Consider the following 18,545-nt stretch of genomic DNA (forward strand, 5'->3'; position numbering starts at 1 on the left):
TCGTTAGAAAAAGTTCGTGGTGGTGCGTGGGGGGCGGGGCCTCGACCACGCACCTCCGGTATGCCGCGTGCGCGCGGTGGCACGCGGCATACCGGTCGCTGTTACCAGCGGTAGTGCGCGAAGGCCTTGTTGGACTCGGCCATCTTGTGGGTGTCCTCGCGACGCTTCACTGCGGCGCCGAGGCCGTTGGACGCGTCGAGGATCTCGTTCATGAGCCGCTCGGTCATGGTCTTCTCACGGCGCTGCCGCGAGTAGCCGACCATCCAGCGCAGGGCCAGCGTGGTCGCGCGGTTGGGCTTGACCTCGATCGGCACCTGGTAGGTGGCGCCACCGACCCGACGCGACTTGACCTCGAGCGTCGGACGGATGTTGTCCAGGGCGCGCTTGAGGGTCACGACGGGGTCGGAGCCGGTCTTCTCCTTGACGCCCTCGAGGGCGCCGTAGACGATCGTCTCGGCGATGGACTTCTTGCCATCGAGGAGGATCTTGTTGACCAGCTGGGTCACCAACGGGGAGTTGTGGACCGGGTCGACGACGAGGGGGCGCTTGGGCGCGGGTCCCTTGCGAGGCATTACTTCTTCTCCATCTTCGCGCCGTAACGGGAGCGGGCCTGCTTGCGGTTCTTGACACCCTGGGTGTCGAGCGAGCCGCGGACGATCTTGTAACGGACACCCGGGAGGTCCTTCACTCGACCGCCACGCACGAGCACGATCGAGTGCTCCTGCAGGTTGTGGCCGACGCCCGGGATGTAGGCCGTGACCTCGATGCCGCTGGTGAGGCGCACACGGGCGACCTTGCGCAGGGCAGAGTTCGGCTTCTTCGGGGTGGTGGTGTACACACGCGTGCACACGCCACGGCGCTGGGGCGAGCCCTTGAGGGCAGGAGTCTTGGTCTTGGTGACCTTGTCCTGACGCCCCTTGCGCACAAGCTGGTTGATCGTAGGCAACCTGTTCTCCGTACGTAGTTGATGTTCTGTGCCGCCGGGCCGCGGCTGCGGTCCTGCTGGCACTCCTTGGTGTGGTGCCTTGCCCGACCCCCGCACTCGGGTGTGTCGTGCTCGGCGCTCTCCCCTGCACCCTCCACGCACGAACCATGGCGGTTCGGTTGCGGAGTGCCCGGCGAGAGGGGTGCTGGTCCAGCGGCCGACATGCTCACGGTGTTGGTCGTGATGTGGTCGGCTCCGACTCCAGCGCATGACTGAGGCAGACCTCAGACACAGTGTTCAAAGATACCGCCTGCGTGGTACCCGACCAAATCGGTTACCCCCGGCCCCACGCGGCACCGGACGGTACAACGCCGCAGGTCGTTCCCGTATGCCGGGCCACCCTCCCCCGCACTTCTGGCCACGGGTGTGGCACGGGTGCCACCCCAGCGGGGTCCGGTGCGGCATCAGTGGCCAGAAGTCGAGGGGGACACACGAGCGGAGGGCGGGTATGCCGCGTGGTGACCACGCGGCATACCCGCCCTCAGCGGGTGGTGCCGGTCGCTCAGTCCAGGCCGAGCTCGGCGTCGTCGAGGCGGATGGCCTCGCCGGAGCCGGGGCCGAACACCGGGTAGTCGTACTCGTAGCTGGGCATCGAGTACATCGCGGCCTTGGCCTCCTCGGTGGCCTCGACCTTGACGTTCCGGTAGCGCGGGAGACCCGTGCCGGCCGGGATCAGCTTTCCGAGGATGACGTTCTCCTTCAGACCCAGCAGCGGGTCCGACTTGGCGTTCATCGCGGCCTCGGTCAGCACGCGGGTCGTCTCCTGGAAGGAGGCGGCCGAGAGCCAGGAGTCCGTGGCCAGCGACGCCTTGGTGATACCCATCAGCTCGGGGCGACCCGAGGCCGGGCGGCCACCTTCGGCGACGACGCGACGGTTCTCGGTCTCGAACCGACCACGCTCGGCCAGCTCACCCGGGAGCAGGTCGGCGTCGGCGGACTCGATGATCGTGATCCGGCGCAGCATCTGGCGGACGATGACCTCGATGTGCTTGTCGTGGATCGACACACCCTGCTGGCGGTAGACGTGCTGCACCTCGTCGACGAGGTGCATCTGCACCGCACGCGGGCCGAGGATGCGAAGGACCTGCTTGGGGTCGATCGAACCCTGCGTCATCCGGTGCCCGACCTCGACGTGGTCGCCGTCGGCGATCAGCAGACGCGCGCGCTTGCTCACCGGGTAGGCGTGCTCCTCGGAGCCGTCGTCCGGGGTGAGCATGATGCGACGGGTCTTGTCGGTGTCCTCGATGGCCACCCGACCGGACGCCTCGGCGATCGGGGCGACACCCTTGGGGGTGCGCGCCTCGAACAGCTCGACGACACGGGGCAGACCCTGCGTGATGTCGTCACCAGCCACACCACCGGTGTGGAAGGTACGCATCGTCAGCTGGGTGCCGGGCTCACCGATCGACTGGGCCGCGATGATGCCGACGGCCTCGCCGATGTCGACCAGCTTGCCGGTCGCGAGCGACCGGCCGTAGCAGAGGGCACAGGTGCCGACGTGCGACTCGCAGGTGAGGACCGAGCGGACCTTGACCTCCTCGACGCCAGCGGCGACGAGGGCGTCGATGACCACGTCACCGAGGTCGATACCGGCCTCGGCGAGGACGGAGCCGTCCTTCTCGACGTCGGCGGCGAGCGTGCGCGCGTAGACCGAGGTCTCCACGTCGTCGTGCTCGACCAGGGCGCCGGCCGCGTTCTTCTGCGCGATCGGCATGGTCAGGCCACGCTCGGTGCCACAGTCGTCCTCGCGGATGATGACGTCCTGCGAGACGTCCACCAGACGACGGGTCAGGTAACCCGAGTCGGCGGTACGCAGCGCGGTGTCGGCAAGACCCTTACGCGAACCGTGCGTCGAGATGAAGAACTCGAGCACGGACAGGCCCTCGCGGAAGTTCGCGCGGATCGGTCGCGGGATGATGTCGCCCTTCGGGTTGGACACCAGACCACGCATACCGGCGATCTGCCGCAGCTGCATCCAGTTACCACGCGCACCCGAGGACACCATCTTGTAGATGGTGTTGGTCTTCGGGAGGTTGGCCTCCATCTCCTTGGCGACCTCGTTGGTGGCCTGGGTCCAGATCTCGATGAGCTCCTGGCGACGCTCGTCGTCGGTGATCAGACCGCGCTCGTACTGGACCTGGACCTTGGTGGCCTTGGTCTCGTAGCCCTCGAGGATCTCGAGCTTGCGCGGCGGGGTCACGACGTCGGAGATGGCGACCGTGGTGCCCGAGCGGGTCGCCCAGTGGAAGCCGTACTCCTTGAGCGCGTCGAGGGACGCAGCCACCTGGACCTTGCTGTAGCGCTCGGCCAGGTCGTTCACGATGGTCGAGAGGCGCTTCTTGTCGACGACCGCGTCCACGAACGGGTAGTCCACCGGCAGGGTCTGGTTGAACAGCGCCCGACCGAGGCTGGTCTCGACGATGAGCGAGGCCACCTGGCCCTGCTCGTTCGTCTCGACACCCTCGCCCAGCTCCGTGCCGGGGATCGGCACGACGTCGAGCAGACGGATCTTGACCTTGCTGCCGAGCTCCAGCTCGCCGGCGTCGAACGCCATCCGGGCCTCGGAGACCGACGAGAACGCGCGGCCGGAGCCCTTGCCGTTCTCCACCTCGGAGGTGAGGTGGTAGAGCCCGATGATCATGTCCTGGGTGGGCATGGTCACCGGACGACCGTCGGCCGGCTTGAGGATGTTGTTGCTCGAGAGCATGAGGATGCGGGCCTCGGCCTGCGCCTCCGTGCTCAGCGGCACGTGCACGGCCATCTGGTCACCGTCGAAGTCGGCGTTGAAGGCCGAGCAGACGAGCGGGTGGATCTGGATGGCCTTGCCCTCGACCAGCTGCGGCTCGAAGGCCTGGATGCCGAGGCGGTGCAGGGTGGGTGCGCGGTTGAGCAGCACGGGGTGCTCGGTGATGACCTCTTCGAGGACGTCCCACACGACCGGGCGGGCTCGCTCCACCATGCGCTTGGCCGACTTGATGTTCTGCGCGTGGTCGAGGTCGACCAGGCGCTTCATCACGAACGGCTTGAAGAGCTCGAGCGCCATCTGCTTGGGCAGACCGCACTGGTGCAGCTTGAGCTGCGGGCCGACGACGATGACCGAACGGCCGGAGTAGTCGACGCGCTTGCCGAGCAGGTTCTGGCGGAACCGGCCCTGCTTGCCCTTGAGCATGTCGGACAGCGACTTGAGCGGACGGTTGCCGGGGCCCGTGACCGGGCGACCGCGACGGCCGTTGTCGAAGAGGCTGTCGACAGCCTCCTGGAGCATCCGCTTCTCGTTGTTGACGATGATCTCCGGCGCACCGAGGTCGAGCAGTCGCTTGAGTCGGTTGTTGCGGTTGATCACACGACGGTAGAGGTCGTTGAGGTCCGAGGTCGCGAACCGGCCACCGTCGAGCTGCACCATCGGGCGCAGGTCCGGCGGGATGACCGGGACGGCGTCGAGGACCATGCCGGACGGCTTGTTGGTCGTCGCCTGGAAGGCGGTCACGACCTTGAGCCGCTTGAGGGCACGGGTCTTCTTCTGGCCCTTGCCGGTGGCGATGATCTCGCGCAGCAGCTCGGCCTCGGCCACCAGGTCGAAGTCCTCGAGGCGCTTCTGGATCGCCGCGGCGCCCATGCCACCCTCGAAGTACAGACCGAAGCGGTCACGCATCTCGCGGTAGAGGATCTCGTCGCCCTCGAGGTCCTGGACCTTGAGGTTCTTGAACCGGTCCCAGACCTGCTCGATGCGCTCGATCTGCATGTCGGCGCGCTTGCGGATCTGGTTCATCTCGCGCTCGGCGGACTCACGGACCTTGCGCCGGGCGTCGGCCTTGGCACCCTCGGCCTCGAGCTCGGCGATGTCGGACTCGAGCCGCTTGGCCCGGGTGTCGACCTCGGAGTCACGCTTGTTCTCGTACTCCTTCTTCTCCACCTCGATCTGCGCCTCGAGCGAGGGCAGGTCCTTGTGACGCTGCTCCTCGTCGACCGACGTGATCATGTAGGCCGCGAAGTAGATGACCTTCTCGAGGTCCTTGGGGGCGAGGTCGAGCAGGTAGCCCAGGCGCGACGGGACGCCCTTGAAGTACCAGATGTGGGTGACGGGGGCGGCGAGCTCGATGTGGCCCATCCGCTCACGACGCACCTTGGCGCGGGTGACCTCGACGCCACAGCGCTCACAGATGATGCCCTTGAAGCGGACCCGCTTGTACTTGCCGCAGTTGCACTCCCAGTCCCGGGTGGGGCCGAAGATGCGCTCGCAGAACAGGCCCTCCTTCTCGGGCTTGAGCGTGCGGTAGTTGATCGTCTCGGGCTTCTTCACCTCGCCGTGGCTCCACTGGCGGATGTCTTCCGCCGTGGCCAGGCCGATGCGCAGTTCGTCAAAGAAGTTGACGTCGAGCACGTGGTTCCTTCTTCCGTGTCTCTTGCTTGAAACTAAGGGGTTGGTCATGAGGGGAGGTGTGCCGCGTGGTCACCGTGGCGGTGACCACGCGGCACACCGTCAGACCTCTTCGACCGAACTGGGCTCGCGCCGGGACAGGTCGATGCCGAGCTCCTCCGCCGCGCGGAAGACGTCCTCGTCGGACTCCTTCAGCTCGATGGAGGTGCCCTCGCTGTTGAGCACCTCGACGTTCAGGCACAGCGACTGCATCTCCTTGATGAGCACCTTGAAGGACTCGGGGATGCCGGGCTCCGGGATGTTGTCGCCCTTGACGATCGCCTCGTAGACCTTCACGCGGCCCTGGACGTCGTCGGACTTGATCGTGAGCAGCTCCTGCAGCGCGTACGCGGCGCCGTAGGCCTCCAGTGCCCACACCTCCATCTCACCGAAGCGCTGGCCACCGAACTGAGCCTTACCACCCAGCGGCTGCTGGGTGATCATGCTGTAGGGGCCGGTGCTGCGGGCGTGGATCTTGTCGTCCACGAGGTGGTGCAGCTTGAGGATGTACATGTAGCCCACGGACACCGGCTCGGGGAACGGCTCGCCGGAGCGACCGTCGAAGAGCCGGGACTTGCCGGAGCCGTCGATGAGCCGGACGTCGTCGCGGGTCTTGGTCGTGGAGTCGAGCAGACCCACGATCTCGTCCTCGCGCACACCGTCGAACACCGGCGAGGCGACTCGCGTGCCGGCCGGGGCCGAGCGGGCGTCCTCGGGGATGAGCTTGGCCCAGTCCGGGTTGCCCGCGATGTCCCAACCACGCGAGGCGGCCCAGCCGAGGTGCAGCTCGAGGATCTGGCCGACGTTCATACGACCGGGGACACCGAGCGGGTTGAGCACGACATCCACCGGGGTGCCGTCCTCGAGGAACGGCATGTCCTCGACGGGCAGGATCTTCGAGATGACGCCCTTGTTGCCGTGCCGGCCGGCGAGCTTGTCACCGTCGGTGATCTTGCGCTTGTTGGCGACGTAGACGCGGACGAGCTGGTTGACGCCCGGGGGCAGGTCGTCGCCCTCGTCCTTGTCGAACACCTTGACGCCGATGACCGTGCCGGTCTCGCCGTGGGGCACCTTGAGCGACGTGTCGCGGACCTCGCGGGCCTTCTCACCGAAGATGGCGCGCAGCAGGCGCTCCTCCGGGGTCAGCTCGGTCTCACCCTTGGGCGTGACCTTGCCGACGAGCAGGTCGCCGTCGCGGACCTCGGCACCGATGCGGATGATGCCGCGCTCGTCGAGGTCGGCCAGGACCTCCTCGGAGACGTTCGGGATGTCCCGGGTGATCTCCTCCGGCCCGAGCTTGGTGTCGCGGGCGTCGACCTCGTGCTCCTCGATGTGGATCGAGGAGAGGACGTCGTCCTGCACCAGACGCTGGCTGAGGATGATCGCGTCCTCGTAGTTGTGGCCCTCCCACGGCATGAACGCCACGAGCAGGTTGCGGCCCAGGGCCATCTCGCCACCGTCGGTCGCGGGACCGTCGGCGATGACGCCGCCGGCCTCGACCCGGTCGCCCTCGTTGACGACGACGACCTGGTTGTAGGACGTGCCCTGGTTGGAGCGCGCGAACTTGGCGATCCGGTAGGTGCGCGTCGAGCCGTCGTCACCGGCGACGGTGACGAGGTCGGCGGACACCTCGGTGACCACACCAGCGGTCTCGGCCCGGACGACGTCGCCCGAGTCGAGGGCGGCGCGGTACTCCATGCCGGTGCCGACCAGCGGAGCCTCGGACTTGACCAGCGGCACCGCCTGGCGCTGCATGTTCGAGCCCATCAGGGCGCGGTTGGCGTCGTCGTGCTCGAGGAACGGGATCAGCGCGGTCGCGGCCGACACCATCTGGCGCGGCGAGACGTCCATGTAGTCGACGTCGGCGCCGGGGATGTAGTCGATCTCGCCGCCCTTGGTGCGGACGAGCACGCGGTCCTCGGTGAACAGGCCCTCGTTGTTGATGACGGCGTTGGCCTGCGCGATGACGTGCCGGTCCTCCTCGTCGGCGGACAGGTAGTCGACCTTGTCGGTGACCTTGCCCTTGACGACCTTGCGGTACGGCGTCTCGATGAAGCCGAAGGCGTTGATCCGCCCGTAGGACGCGAGCGAGCCGATCAGGCCGATGTTCGGGCCTTCAGGGGTCTCGATCGGGCACATCCGGCCGTAGTGCGACGGGTGGACGTCACGGACCTCCATGCCGGCGCGGTCACGGGACAGACCACCCGGGCCGAGGGCCGACAGACGCCGCTTGTGCGTCAGGCCCGCGAGCGGGTTGTTCTGGTCCATGAACTGCGACAGCTGGGAGGTGCCGAAGAACTCCTTGATCGAGGCCACCACGGGGCGGATGTTGATCAGGGTCTGCGGCGTGATCGCCTCGACGTCCTGCGTGGTCATGCGCTCGCGGACGACGCGCTCCATGCGGGACAGGCCGGTGCGGACCTGGTTCTGGATCAGCTCACCCACGTTGCGCAGGCGACGGTTGCCGAAGTGGTCGATGTCGTCGACCTCGACCGGCACCTCGTCGCCGTTCTTGCCGGCGAGGGTGGACTCCCCGGCGTGCAGCGCGACGATGTACTTGATCGTGGCGACGATGTCGTCCACGGACAGCACCGAGGCGCTGAGCTCGGCGGCGACGCCCAGCTTGCGGTCGATCTTGTAGCGACCGACCTTGGCCAGGTCGTAGCGCTTCGGGTTGAAGTAGAGGTTGTCCAGGAGGGTCTGGGCGGCCTCACGGGTCGGCGGTTCGCCCGGGCGCAGCTTGCGGTAGATGTCGAGCAGCGCGTCGTCCTGGCCGGCCGTGTGGTCCTTCTCCAGGGTGAGGCGCATCGACTCGAAGTCGCCGAACTCCTCGAGGATGTCGGCCTCGGACATGCCGAGGGCCTTGAGGAGCACCGTGACCGACTGCTTGCGCTTGCGGTCGACGCGGACGCCGACCATGTCGCGCTTGTCGATCTCGAACTCCAGCCAGGCACCGCGGCTCGGGATGACCTTGGCGGTGTAGATGTCCTTGTCGGACGTCTTGTCGGGCGTGCGCTCGAAGTAGACGCCCGGGCTGCGGACCAGCTGCGAGACGACGACACGCTCGGTGCCGTTGATCACGAAGGTGCCGCGCTCGGTCATGAGCGGGAAGTCGCCCATGAAGACCGTCTGGCTCTTGATCTCGCCAGTCGTGGTGTTCATGAACTCCGCGGTGACGAACAGGGGCGCCGAGTAGGTCTGGTCGCGCTCCTTGCAGTCCTCGATGGAGTACTTGACCTCCTCGAAGCGGTGGTCGCGGAACGACAGCGACATGGAGCCGCTGAAGTCCTCGATGGGAGAGATTTCCTCGAAGATCTCCTCGAGGCCGGAGCGATCCGGCACATCCCCACGGCCAGCGGCCTTGGCCTCTGCGACACGGGCCTGCCAGCGCTCGTTACCGAGCAGCCAGTCGAAGCTTTCCGTTTGCAGCGCCAGGAGGTCGGGGACCTCGAGGGGTTCGCGGATCTTCGCGAACGACAGACGGCCGGAAGCCGTCCGTGCGGTGGACACAGTCTGAGTCGCGTTGCGCGAGGCAGCCAAGGAGGGGTCCTTCCACGGGCCTTGTCTTAAAACTGATGGTTCGAAACCGGTGCAGCGCCAGCCGCCAGCCGGACCACGCAGGAGACTGGGCCACGAATCCGTGCCGCAGGGCACGACGAAGGGCTGAGGTCTGAGGTGAGGTCAGGAAGAGGGCAGCGCAAAGGGTTACCATACACGAAAGAGGGCAGCCTCGTCCAACCGTGTCCAGCGGGCTCGCGCCACGAACTGTCGACGGGGGTCAGGCCCGGGCCACAAGCCGCGGGCTGATCCGACGCAGATGAGGATGACGCGCCAAACCCCCCACGTCAAGACAATCTCCGCGCGCGTCGCCGAACGGACGACGGCGATGCACCCGAGTGGGGTGCATCGCCGCAGGTCAGAGGGGCTCTAGAAGGCCTCGACCTTGCTGATCAGCCAGCGGTCGCCGACCTTCGACATCGTCGCGATGACGCGGTTCTGGTCGATGACAGGCTGCTTCTGGTCGGTGCCGACGCGGGCCTGGTTGACGAAGGCGAGCACCTTGACCGTGGTGTCGGAGGAGCTCATCACGCCGATGTCGGAGACCTTGGCCTGCACGACGGTCTGGTTCTTGACCGCGAGCGGCTTGATGTCCTTGGCCATGGCGGCGCTGAACTCGCCCTTGAACGACCCGGTCAGGAGGCCCTCGATCTGGGCCGCCTGGGCGTCGATGGTCTTGTAGTTGTAGCTGAGCATCTGCTCGATCGAGGTGCGGGCCTGGCTGGCCGCGGCCCGGTCGGTGCGGGCCTGGGCGGCGGGGTCGTGCAGGCTGATGCCGGCGACCGTGCCGAGCAGCGCCAGCACCGCGACGAGCGCGACGACCGGTGCCAGCCAGCGACGGCGGTCGTGGGCCGGCTCGGTGGCCGCCCGCCTCGCCCCCTGGGTGCGCCGCGTGGGCAGCTTGGGCAGTCGTGGCCGGGTCCGCTCGGTGGCCGTGACGGCGACGGGTTCAGGGGCGCGCAGCGGGGCTTGCTGCGGGGCCCGGACGCGGGACCGCTCCCCCGCCACCTTGGGACGGGTCCTGGGCCTGGTCTCAACCGACGAACTCAAGGTTCTCCACCTTCCACTCGTCGCCAACCATCCGCAGGTCGAGCCGCATCCGGTAGGTCTTGGTCTCGCCGTTGGGGACGGCGGTGTTCCTGGTCGGCGCGACGACCCCGACGAGCGCGACCGCCGAGTCCTGGTCACCGGAGACCAGGGCGGCCTCGGTGCGCGCGACGGACGACACGGTCTTGTTGGCGACCAGGACCTTGCTCAGGTCGGCCGCCGAGGTCGAGTAGCTCTTGAGGAACTCCCCCGTCGCCCCCGCCTTGACCCGTGCCACGTCGGCGTCGACCTTGGTGTAGTCGACCGTGACGAAGTTGATGGCCAGCTGCTTCGCGGCGGCCACGGCGGCGGCGTTGGCCGCCTCGGTCTGCCGCGCGGCATACCAGTCGCGACCGCGGGTCGCCCCGAGCGCGAGGCTCGCCACGAGCGCCACGGCCACCACGACCCACAGCATGCGGGGGGTGAGGCGCAGCGCCCGGGCGCGGTCGCCGGGGGTCAGGCGCGCCGGCATCGGGTCGGCGACGGTGGTGATGGTGCTCATCGAGCAGCCTCCTTCATGATCCACAACCACGAGGACTCGCTGCTCTCACCTCCGGACGGAGGCAGGGGCACCGACACCTGTGGTGTTGCCATGCCCAACGAGGCAGCCAGGCCCGGGGATACGGGTTGGTCGCCGAAAGCGAAGGGAACCGTCGAGTTCGTGCTCGACGACGGGCCGGGGGCGTTCTGCGCGCCGCGCACGCTGGTGCCCGACCCGCGGGCCGCGGTGCACCGGGCGGCGGTGTTCGCCTTGGCGTCGGTGGTGACGCTCGGGCTGCGCCGCTTGGTGCCCTGGTAGCCCTGGGTGCAGACCGGCGGGTCGTGCGCGAGGGCCAGCCCGAAGTGGGCCGAACCGTCGCCCGGCACCACCGTGTAGCCACCGGCCACGACGTCGGGGTAGGTGACCAGCAGCTGCTGGATCCCGTCGACCCGCGAGGTGGTCACCTGGCCGATGGTGATCAGGTTGGCGAGCAGGGCCGCGAGGTTGCCCCGGTTGTCCCTGACCAGGGTGTCGAGCTCCTTGGAGGCCACCGCGCCGCGGTCGAGGATCAGCCTCAGGTCGCCGTCAGAGGACTTGAGGGTCTCGGACAGGTCGGCGAAGTTGCTCGCGAACACCTTGACGTCGCCGGCGGTGTCGCGCTGGGTGTCGAGCACGATCCGGCCGTCGTCGATCAGCTTGATCGTCTCGGGGAGCGCCTCGGTGGCCGACTTGGTCAGGGCGTCGCCGCTGTCGATCAGGCGCTGGAGGTCCTCCCCACCATCGGCGAAGCCCTTGCCCAGCTCGTCGACCACGGTGGACAGGTCCTGCTTGTCCACCGAGTTCACCGTCTGGTCCAGGTCCAGGAGGAGCGTGTCCACCCGCAACGGGTATGCCGTGTCCTTGCGCGGGATCGCGTCGCCGTCGGCGAGGTCGGGCCCCGTGTCGCTGCGCGGCTGGAAGTCGAGGTACTGCTCCCCCACGGCGGACCGGTTCTCGACGACGACCTTGGTGTCCTTCGGGATCTTCACCCCGCGCTGGATCTTCGCATCGACGATGACCCCGTCCTTCGACAGCCGCAGGTCGTCGACCCGTCCCACGGTGACCCCGCGGTAGGAGACCTCGGACCCGACGAAGATGCCGCCGGACTGCTCGAAGTCAGCCGTCACGTGGATCTGCCCACCGGCGACCCGGTCGTAGAGGCCGACGTAGCGTGCGGACAGCAGCGAGACCGTGAACAGGGTGATCAGCAGGAACGCGGCCAGCTGCACCTTGACGGACCGGCGGATCATGCCGCACCCCCGTCGTAGAGCGAGCGCCACGACTGGTCGTCGCCCGAGGACCCGGACTGCTGGGCCGGGGCGCCCAGCGGGCAGCCGACGATCGGCGGGCAGCTGGTGCTCGTGGGTGTGGGCCCGCCCGGCAGCACCGGGGGGATGGTCACGCTCGGCACCGGCGGCAGGGTGGGCAGGGGCAGGGTGGGGGTGCCGGTCGGCAGGCCGCCGCCACCGGGCGGCGTGGTCGGGACGCCGAGGTTGCCGGCAAGGTTCTTCAGGTTCAGGTCCATGTCGACCGACATGTTGGTGAAGTCGCCCTTCATCGCGCCGGTCGTCGCATCGGAGAACGGGTAGGTCAGCAGCAGCTGCAGCGACTTCGGCAGGTCGTCGCCGGCCTTGGTCAACTGGGCCAGGATCGGGGCGAGGGCCTTGAGGTTCGCCGCGGTGTCGGCCTTGCTCTGCTGGATGACCTGGGTGCCGATGGCGCCGAGCCGGCTGAGCGCCTGGAGCATCTGGACGAGCTGGGTGCGCTGGTCGGCCAGGACCTTCAGGCCGCCCGGCAGTGCCTCGAGCGCGGCCGCGATGTCGTCCTTCTGGGCGGCCAGCTTGCCGGCGAGCTTGTCGATGTTGTCGATGGCGCGGACGATCTCGGCCTTCTGGTCGTCCAGCCCCCCGACGAAGATGTCGAGCTGCTTGATGACGTCCTTGATCTGGGCCTGGTTGCCCCGCATGGCGTTGTTGAGCTCGCTCTCGATCACCTTGAGCTGGGCCACGCCACCACCGTTGAGCAGCAGCGACAGGGCGCTCAGGACCTCCTCGACCTCGGGGTTGCGACCGGTCCGCGCGAGGGGGATGTTGTCGCCGTCGCCGAGGTGGCCCTCGGGCGCCGCCGAGGAGGGCGCCGAGAGCTGGACGTACTTCTCGCCGAGCAGCGAGGTCTGCTTGAGCTCCGCGACCGCGTTGTCCGGCAGGTCGATGTTCTTGGGCAGTCGCAGCGTCACCCGGGCCGTCCAGCCGTTCAGCTCGATCTTCTCGACCGAGCCGACGGTGACCTGGTCGACCTTGACCGACGACTGGGGCACGAGGTCGAGCACGTCGGCGAACTCCGCGGTGACGCGGAAGATGTCGCCGCGGTTCGCGGCCCCGCCGGGAAGCGGGAGGTCGAACGCGCCCTGGCACCCCGAGACCCCGAGGAGGGTGGCGACGACGACGACGCCGGAGAGCAGGCGCCGGGCCCGCGGCATACCGGTGGTCTCTGGTCCGTGGTTCATCGGGCTGTTCATCGGGCTGTTCATCAGGTTGTTCATCGGGATCCCTCCAGCAGGCCGCCGAGGGTGGGGTCGGCGCCGCGCATCTGCACCGTGTCGGCCCCGGCGTCCGTGGTCGGTCCAGCGGCGCCGGTGGTCTGGGACTGCGGCAGCGCCGACAGCAGGTCGAGCGGCAGCTTCACGCCGAGCTTGTCGGCCTGGTCGAGCAGGTCCTCGATCGGCTTGAGCGCCCCGTTGACCGTCGTGCACAGGGACGCTGGCTGACCGCCCTCGGTGATGAAGCTGCAGAGCAGGTTCTGGAGCTTGAGGTTCTCGTTGACGTTGGCACGGGTGTCGAGGGTGCCGGTGTCGGGGTTGTAGGCGTTCTGCAGGTTGCTGATGGCCACGGGGGCGTTGGTCAGCGTCTCGGCGAGTGCGTCGCGCTGCTCGGCGATCGTGCCGGTGACCGAGGCGAGCTGCTTGAGGTTGGTCGTCAGGCCGGCGCGGTTGTCGTGCACGAACGAGCTGACCTCGCTCAGTGCGACCGCGAGGTTCTTCAAGGCGGCCGCGAGGTCGTCGCGCTCGCCGTCGAGCTGCTCGGAGACGTTGGCGAGGTCGCTGTTGAGTCGGCGCACCTGGTCGTCGTTGGTGGCCAGCATCGTCGTGAAGGCCTGCAGGTTCTTCACCGTGCCGAACAGGTCGTTGCGGCCACCGGAGAGGGTCTCCAGCGCCTTGGACAGGTCGCGGTTGGTGTCGTGCAGCTTCTGGCCCTGGCCGCCGAGGTTCTTGGCACCGGTGTCGAGCACGTCGGCGAAGGCACCGTTCTTGTTGGCGCCGGTCGGGCCGAGCGCGACCAGCAGGTCGTCGAGGCTCGAGGAGATGCGGTCCAGCTCCACCGGGACCGCGGTGCGGTCCAGGCCGATCTGGGCGTTGTCCCGCAGCACCGGACCGGCCGTGTAGGCCGGGAGCAGCTGGACGTAGCGGTCGCTCACCAACGAGGGGGCCACGACGGCGGCCTTGGCGTCCGCGGGCACCTTGTACTTGCGGTCGAACTCGAACTTCACCTCGACCTTGTCACCCATCGGCGTCACCTCGGTGACCTTGCCCACGGCGACGCCGAGGATGCGGACGTCGGAGCCCGGGAAGAGGCCGACGGCGCGGGTGAACTCACCGGTGACGTGGACCTTGTCCTGGCGCGGCCAGAAGGCGTAGGCGCCGGCGACGAGGGCGACCACCACGAGCGCGCCGACGATCCTGGGGATGAGCCCGAGCCGGGGCAGCGCGGGCAGGACGGAACGGCCTTCCCCGGCGGACCGACGGTCGGAGCGCTTCATCAGTTGCCTCCCGGGGAGACGGGGGTGGTGAGGTTCGCGATGTAGGTGTCGAACCAGCGGCCGTTGCCCAGCACGTTGGAGAACAGCCGGGTGAACGGCCCCATCGCGGCGATCGTGGCGCTGAGGTCCTGGTCGTGCTTCTGGAGCACGGCGAGGACCTTGGTGAGCTGGTCGAGCGCCGGCTTGAGCTCGGTGCGGTTGTCGCGCACCAGGCCGGTGATCTGCTGGGCCATCGCCGAGGTGTTCGTGAACAACGTGTGGATGGCGTCGCGACGGGCGTTCAGCTCGACCATCAGCAGGTCCGCGTTCTTGATGATCGACTCGACCGCCTGGTTGCGCTGCGCGATCGTGCCGCTGACGCTGTTGGCCGACGCCAGCAGGTGGCGCAGCTCGTCGTCCCGGGAGGCGATCGTGTTCGAGAGCCGGCTCAGTCCGTCGAGCGCGGCCTTCACGTCGGGCGGGCTGTCCTTGAACTCGGTGGCGAGGACGGTCAGCGACTTCGCGAGCTGGTCGGTGTCGATCCGCTCGGAGGTGGTCGCAAGGTCGGTGAAGGCGTTGACGATGTCGTAGGACGAGACGGTGCGCTCGAGGGGGATCTCGCTGTCCTCCTTGAGCTGCCCGGCGCCGCCCGGCTCGAGCGCCAGGTACTTCGCACCCAGCAGGGTCTTCATCCGCACGCTGGCGCCGGTGCGGGTGCCGAACGCCACGGGCTCGGTGACCCTGAAGTCGACCAGGACGTGGTCGCCGGCGAGGTCGACCTTCTCGACCTTGCCGACCTTGACCCCGGCGATCCGGACGTCGTCACCCTTGATCAGGCCACCGGCCTCGCTGAAGGCCGCGCGGTAGTGGTCGCCGCCGCCCACGAACGGGATGCTCTGGATGTTGAAGGCGAGGAAGAGCACCAGACCGATGGCCAGCAGGCCGGCGGCCCCGATCGGGACCGGGTTGCGCTCGCGGAAGGGGATGCTCATGACGAGCACCTCGCTCCGGACAGGCCCGCGGGCTTGTCGACCGGGATCTTCACGGCCGGCGCACCCTGCACCGGCGACGGGACGACGATGGTGCCGCTGAAGTCGCAGAGGTAGAAGTTGAACCACGAGCCGTAGGTGGCGGTCCGGGTGATCGTGTTGATCTTGCCCGGCGAGTTCGACAGGAACTTCTCGAAGGTCGCGGTGTTCGACGGCTTGTTCAGGTTGGCGCTGAGGTCGTGGAGGTGCGCGATGTCCGCCTTGATCGAGGGCCGGGTGACCTTGAGCAGGTCAGCGGTCTCGGCGGTCAGCGAGTTGATGTTGGTCAGGGAGGCACCGATCGTCGTCCGGTCGGCCGCCAGCCCCGAGATGAACCGCTGGAGCTGGTCGATCAGCTCCTTGAGGGCGGCGTCGTGGGCGTCCACGGTGCCGAGCACGGTGTTGAGGTTGGCGATCGTGCGACCGATGACCTCGTCGCGGTCGGCCAGGGTCGAGGTCAGCGACGCGGTCTTGGACAGCAGCGAGTTGATGTTGCCGCCCTCCCCCTGCAGGACGCTGATGATGTTGGTCGACAGCTCGTTCACGTCCTTGGGCGAGAGCGCCGCGAAGAGCGGCTTGAACCCGTTGAACAGCACCGTCAGGTCGAGGGCCGACTGGGTGTGGTCGAGCCCGAGGGTGGCACCGTCCTTGAGCGGGGTCGCGCCACCGACGTCCTGGGTGAGGGCGATGTAGCGCTCCCCCACGAGGTTCCGGTACTTGATCGTGGCCTTGGTGCCCTGGGTGAGGACGCTGGTCTTCAGCACGTTGAAGTCGACCGTGGCGTGCACCCGGTCGGAGGCCACCGCGATCGACTTCACCTCACCGACCCGCACACCTGCGATCCGGACCTCCTGTCCGGGGGCGAGACCGGTGACGTCCTCGAAGACGGCGCGGTAGGTAGCCTTGTCGCCGAACTGGGTGTTGGCGATGGTGGCCGCCAGGGTGCCCGTGGCGAGGAGGGTCGCCACGACGAAGACGATGAACTTCACGAGGCTGGATCGGGTGCTCATCGTTGGTTCACCACCGTTCCGCGCAGCATGGGGCCGGCCAGGAGCGTGGTGATGGCCGAGCGCTTCCCGTCCGGGGAGAGCAGCGCCGCCACGACGTCCTGCTCGGCCTCCGTGCCGGCCAGGCCGGAGTCGGCGCCGACGATGGCCTGACCCGAGGTGCCCGAGAACATCGACGGCAGGGCACTGCCGGCCGAGCTCGAGTGGTTGGTGCCGTCGTCGAAGTGGTTGCCCCGCCACGGGTGCGCCTGGGTGCCGAAGCGACCCGGCAGTCCCTGGCAGCTGGGGGCGCGGCGCTCGCCCCAGCGCGGCTCCTCACCCGGGTGGTAGCCCTGGCGCTGCTGGGTGACCTCGAGGGTGATGTGGAAGGTCTTGTCGCGCCAGGCCTCGTCGATCCGCGGGATCCAGTTGGTCATGGCGGTCGCGATGCACGGGTACTGCGGTGAGTACTTCGCGAACACCTCGACGGTGGGGCGCTGCACGGCGCCGACGCGGATGATCCGCTGGCCGTTCGCGTCGAGGAAGTCGGCGGTGGTGTTGGCGAAGCCCGCGGTCCCCGCGAGGAAGCCCGACAGGGCGTCCTTCTTCTCCACGATCGTCGTCGAGGTGGTGATCAGCGCCTTGGCCGCGCGCACGAGATCCGGTGCCGCCACGGCATACGTGCTCGCGAGGTCGGCGAGACCACTGATGTCCGCCTTGATGACCGGCAGCTTGGGGTTGATCTGCTTGAAGTAGGAGTCGACGAGGACGAGGTTCTGGCCCAGCCGGGTGCCCCTGCCCTCCAGCGCGGTGGCCAGGGCGTTCAGCGTGGCGGACAGCTTCTCCGGCTGGACGGTGCGCAGCAGCGGCAGGAGGTCCTCGAACACCCGCTCCAGCTCGATCGCCACCGAGGTCCGGTCCTGCCCGATCGTGTCGCCCTTGGCGATGTGGCGGCCACTCGCCTCGGCCGGGGCCACGAGGTCGACGAACCGCTCACCGAACAGCGTCTTGGGCAGCAACCGCGCCGACACGTTGGCCGGGATCAGGTCGACCATCTCCGGCTTCAGGGCCAGCTCCAGCCGTGCGCCGTTGCCAGTGGTCTCGATCGAGCGGACCTCTCCCACGATCAGGCCGCGGATCTTCACGTCGGAGGAGGTCTGCAGCTGTGACCCGATGCGGTCGGTCAGCAGGTTGACCATGACGACGGGGGTGAACCGCTTCTGGAACGACGCCACCGACAGGCCGACCAGCAGCCCGACGACGAGGATGAACCCGACCCCGTAGGCACGGTTGCCCAGGCGTGAGAGTGCTCCGGTGGATGAGTCAGCCATGGTTCAACCCGCGATCCGTACGGTCGTCGTGGCGCCCCACACTGCGAGCGAGAAGAAGAAGTCGACGATGTTGATGGCCACGATCGAGGTCCGCACGGCCTTGCCCACGGCCACGCCCACGCCGGCCGGTCCGCCCGAGGCGTTGTAGCCGTAGTAGCAGTGGATCAGGATGATCACGACGGCGAACACCATCACCTTGAGGAAGGAGAACAGCACGTCGATCGGCGGCAGGAACAGGTGGAAGTAGTGGTCGTAGGTGCCGGCCGACTGCCCGAAGTAGTGCACGACGATGAACCGCGTGGCGCCGTAGGACGACAACAGCCCTAGCACGTAGAGCGGCACGACGGCCACGAAGCCGGCGATCATGCGGGTGGTCACGAGGAACGGCAGCGACGGGACCCCCATCACCTCGAGGGCGTCGACCTCCTCGGAGATCCGCATCGCCCCGAGCTGGGCGGTGAACCCGCAGCCGACGGTGGCCGCGAGGGCCAGACCCGCGACCAGGGGCGCGATCTCACGGGTGTTCAGGTAGGCCGAGACGAAGCCGGTGAACGCGCCGGTGCCGAGCTGGTTGAGCGAGGAGTAGCCCTGCAGGCCGACCTGGCTGCCGGTGAAGAAGGCGAGGAAGGCGATGACGCCGACGGTGCCGCCGATCACCGAGAGGGCGCCGGAGCCGAGGGAGACCTCGGCGAGGAGGCGCAGCACCTCCTTCTTGTAGCGGCGCAGGGTGCGCGGGCTCCAGGCGAGCGAGCGGACGTAGAACCGCAGCTGCTCGCCGAGGCTGTCGAGCGCCTCCACGGGACGACCGGCGAGATCGAGGACCTTGCTCACGGCTTCTG

At 68.2% G+C, this 18,545-nt stretch carries 13 protein-coding genes; all 13 read right to left on the reverse strand.

All coding sequences use genetic code 11. The annotated features are described in order from the left end of the window. Window positions 1–101: 101 nt before the first annotated feature. Window positions 102–572: a 30S ribosomal protein S7 gene (rpsG, locus tag ASG91_RS17910; protein WP_056915473.1), complete on the reverse strand. Its 471-nt coding sequence runs from the start codon at window positions 570–572 to the stop codon at window positions 102–104. Continuing rightward, window positions 572–946: a 30S ribosomal protein S12 gene (rpsL, locus tag ASG91_RS17915; protein ID WP_056883290.1), complete on the reverse strand. Its 375-nt coding sequence runs from the start codon at window positions 944–946 to the stop codon at window positions 572–574. The genes rpsG and rpsL overlap by 1 nt, the downstream gene beginning before the upstream one ends. Window positions 947–1,487: 541 nt before the next feature. Then, a complete protein-coding gene (locus tag ASG91_RS17920) occupies window positions 1,488–5,366 on the reverse strand; it encodes a DNA-directed RNA polymerase subunit beta' (protein WP_056924007.1) in 3,879 nt (1,292 codons plus the stop codon). A 99-nt stretch (window positions 5,367–5,465) separates the two neighbouring features. Then, complete coding sequence (gene rpoB / locus ASG91_RS17925; protein ID WP_056924008.1) at window positions 5,466–8,942, reverse strand: DNA-directed RNA polymerase subunit beta; 3,477 nt, start codon at window positions 8,940–8,942, stop codon at window positions 5,466–5,468. 387 nt (window positions 8,943–9,329) lie between these two features. After that, the gene (locus tag ASG91_RS17930) at window positions 9,330–10,010 is read right to left on the reverse strand and encodes a hypothetical protein (RefSeq protein ID WP_157582193.1); all 681 of its coding nucleotides are present in this window, start codon (window positions 10,008–10,010) and stop codon (window positions 9,330–9,332) included. Further along, window positions 9,994–10,548, reverse strand: coding sequence for a hypothetical protein (locus ASG91_RS17935; RefSeq protein WP_056924010.1), 555 nt, complete (start codon window positions 10,546–10,548; stop codon window positions 9,994–9,996). The genes ASG91_RS17930 and ASG91_RS17935 overlap by 17 nt, the downstream gene beginning before the upstream one ends. Next, the gene (locus ASG91_RS17940) at window positions 10,545–11,816 is read right to left on the reverse strand and encodes an MlaD family protein (RefSeq protein WP_056924011.1); all 1,272 of its coding nucleotides are present in this window, start codon (window positions 11,814–11,816) and stop codon (window positions 10,545–10,547) included. The genes ASG91_RS17935 and ASG91_RS17940 overlap by 4 nt, the downstream gene beginning before the upstream one ends. Further along, window positions 11,813–13,108: an MCE family protein gene (locus ASG91_RS17945; RefSeq protein ID WP_235545762.1), complete on the reverse strand. Its 1,296-nt coding sequence runs from the start codon at window positions 13,106–13,108 to the stop codon at window positions 11,813–11,815. Before ASG91_RS17945 ends, ASG91_RS17940 begins: the two co-directional genes overlap by 4 nt. After that, the gene (locus tag ASG91_RS17950) at window positions 13,105–14,382 is read right to left on the reverse strand and encodes an MCE family protein (protein WP_082592726.1); all 1,278 of its coding nucleotides are present in this window, start codon (window positions 14,380–14,382) and stop codon (window positions 13,105–13,107) included. The genes ASG91_RS17945 and ASG91_RS17950 overlap by 4 nt, the downstream gene beginning before the upstream one ends. Beyond that, window positions 14,382–15,353, reverse strand: coding sequence for an MCE family protein (locus ASG91_RS17955; RefSeq protein ID WP_056924012.1), 972 nt, complete (start codon window positions 15,351–15,353; stop codon window positions 14,382–14,384). Before ASG91_RS17955 ends, ASG91_RS17950 begins: the two co-directional genes overlap by 1 nt. Continuing rightward, the gene (locus tag ASG91_RS17960; RefSeq protein ID WP_056924013.1) at window positions 15,350–16,399 is read right to left on the reverse strand and encodes an MCE family protein; all 1,050 of its coding nucleotides are present in this window, start codon (window positions 16,397–16,399) and stop codon (window positions 15,350–15,352) included. Before ASG91_RS17960 ends, ASG91_RS17955 begins: the two co-directional genes overlap by 4 nt. Next, window positions 16,396–17,706 (reverse strand): MCE family protein, encoded by a 1,311-nt coding sequence (locus ASG91_RS17965; protein ID WP_056924014.1) that lies wholly within the window; start codon window positions 17,704–17,706, stop codon window positions 16,396–16,398. The genes ASG91_RS17960 and ASG91_RS17965 overlap by 4 nt, the downstream gene beginning before the upstream one ends. A gap of 3 nt (window positions 17,707–17,709) precedes the next feature. Beyond that, window positions 17,710–18,537: an ABC transporter permease gene (locus ASG91_RS17970; protein ID WP_056924015.1), complete on the reverse strand. Its 828-nt coding sequence runs from the start codon at window positions 18,535–18,537 to the stop codon at window positions 17,710–17,712. Window positions 18,538–18,545 lie beyond the last annotated feature (8 nt).

The organism is Phycicoccus sp. Soil802 (genome assembly GCF_001429605.1).
Taxonomy (GTDB): domain Bacteria; phylum Actinomycetota; class Actinomycetes; order Actinomycetales; family Dermatophilaceae; genus Pedococcus.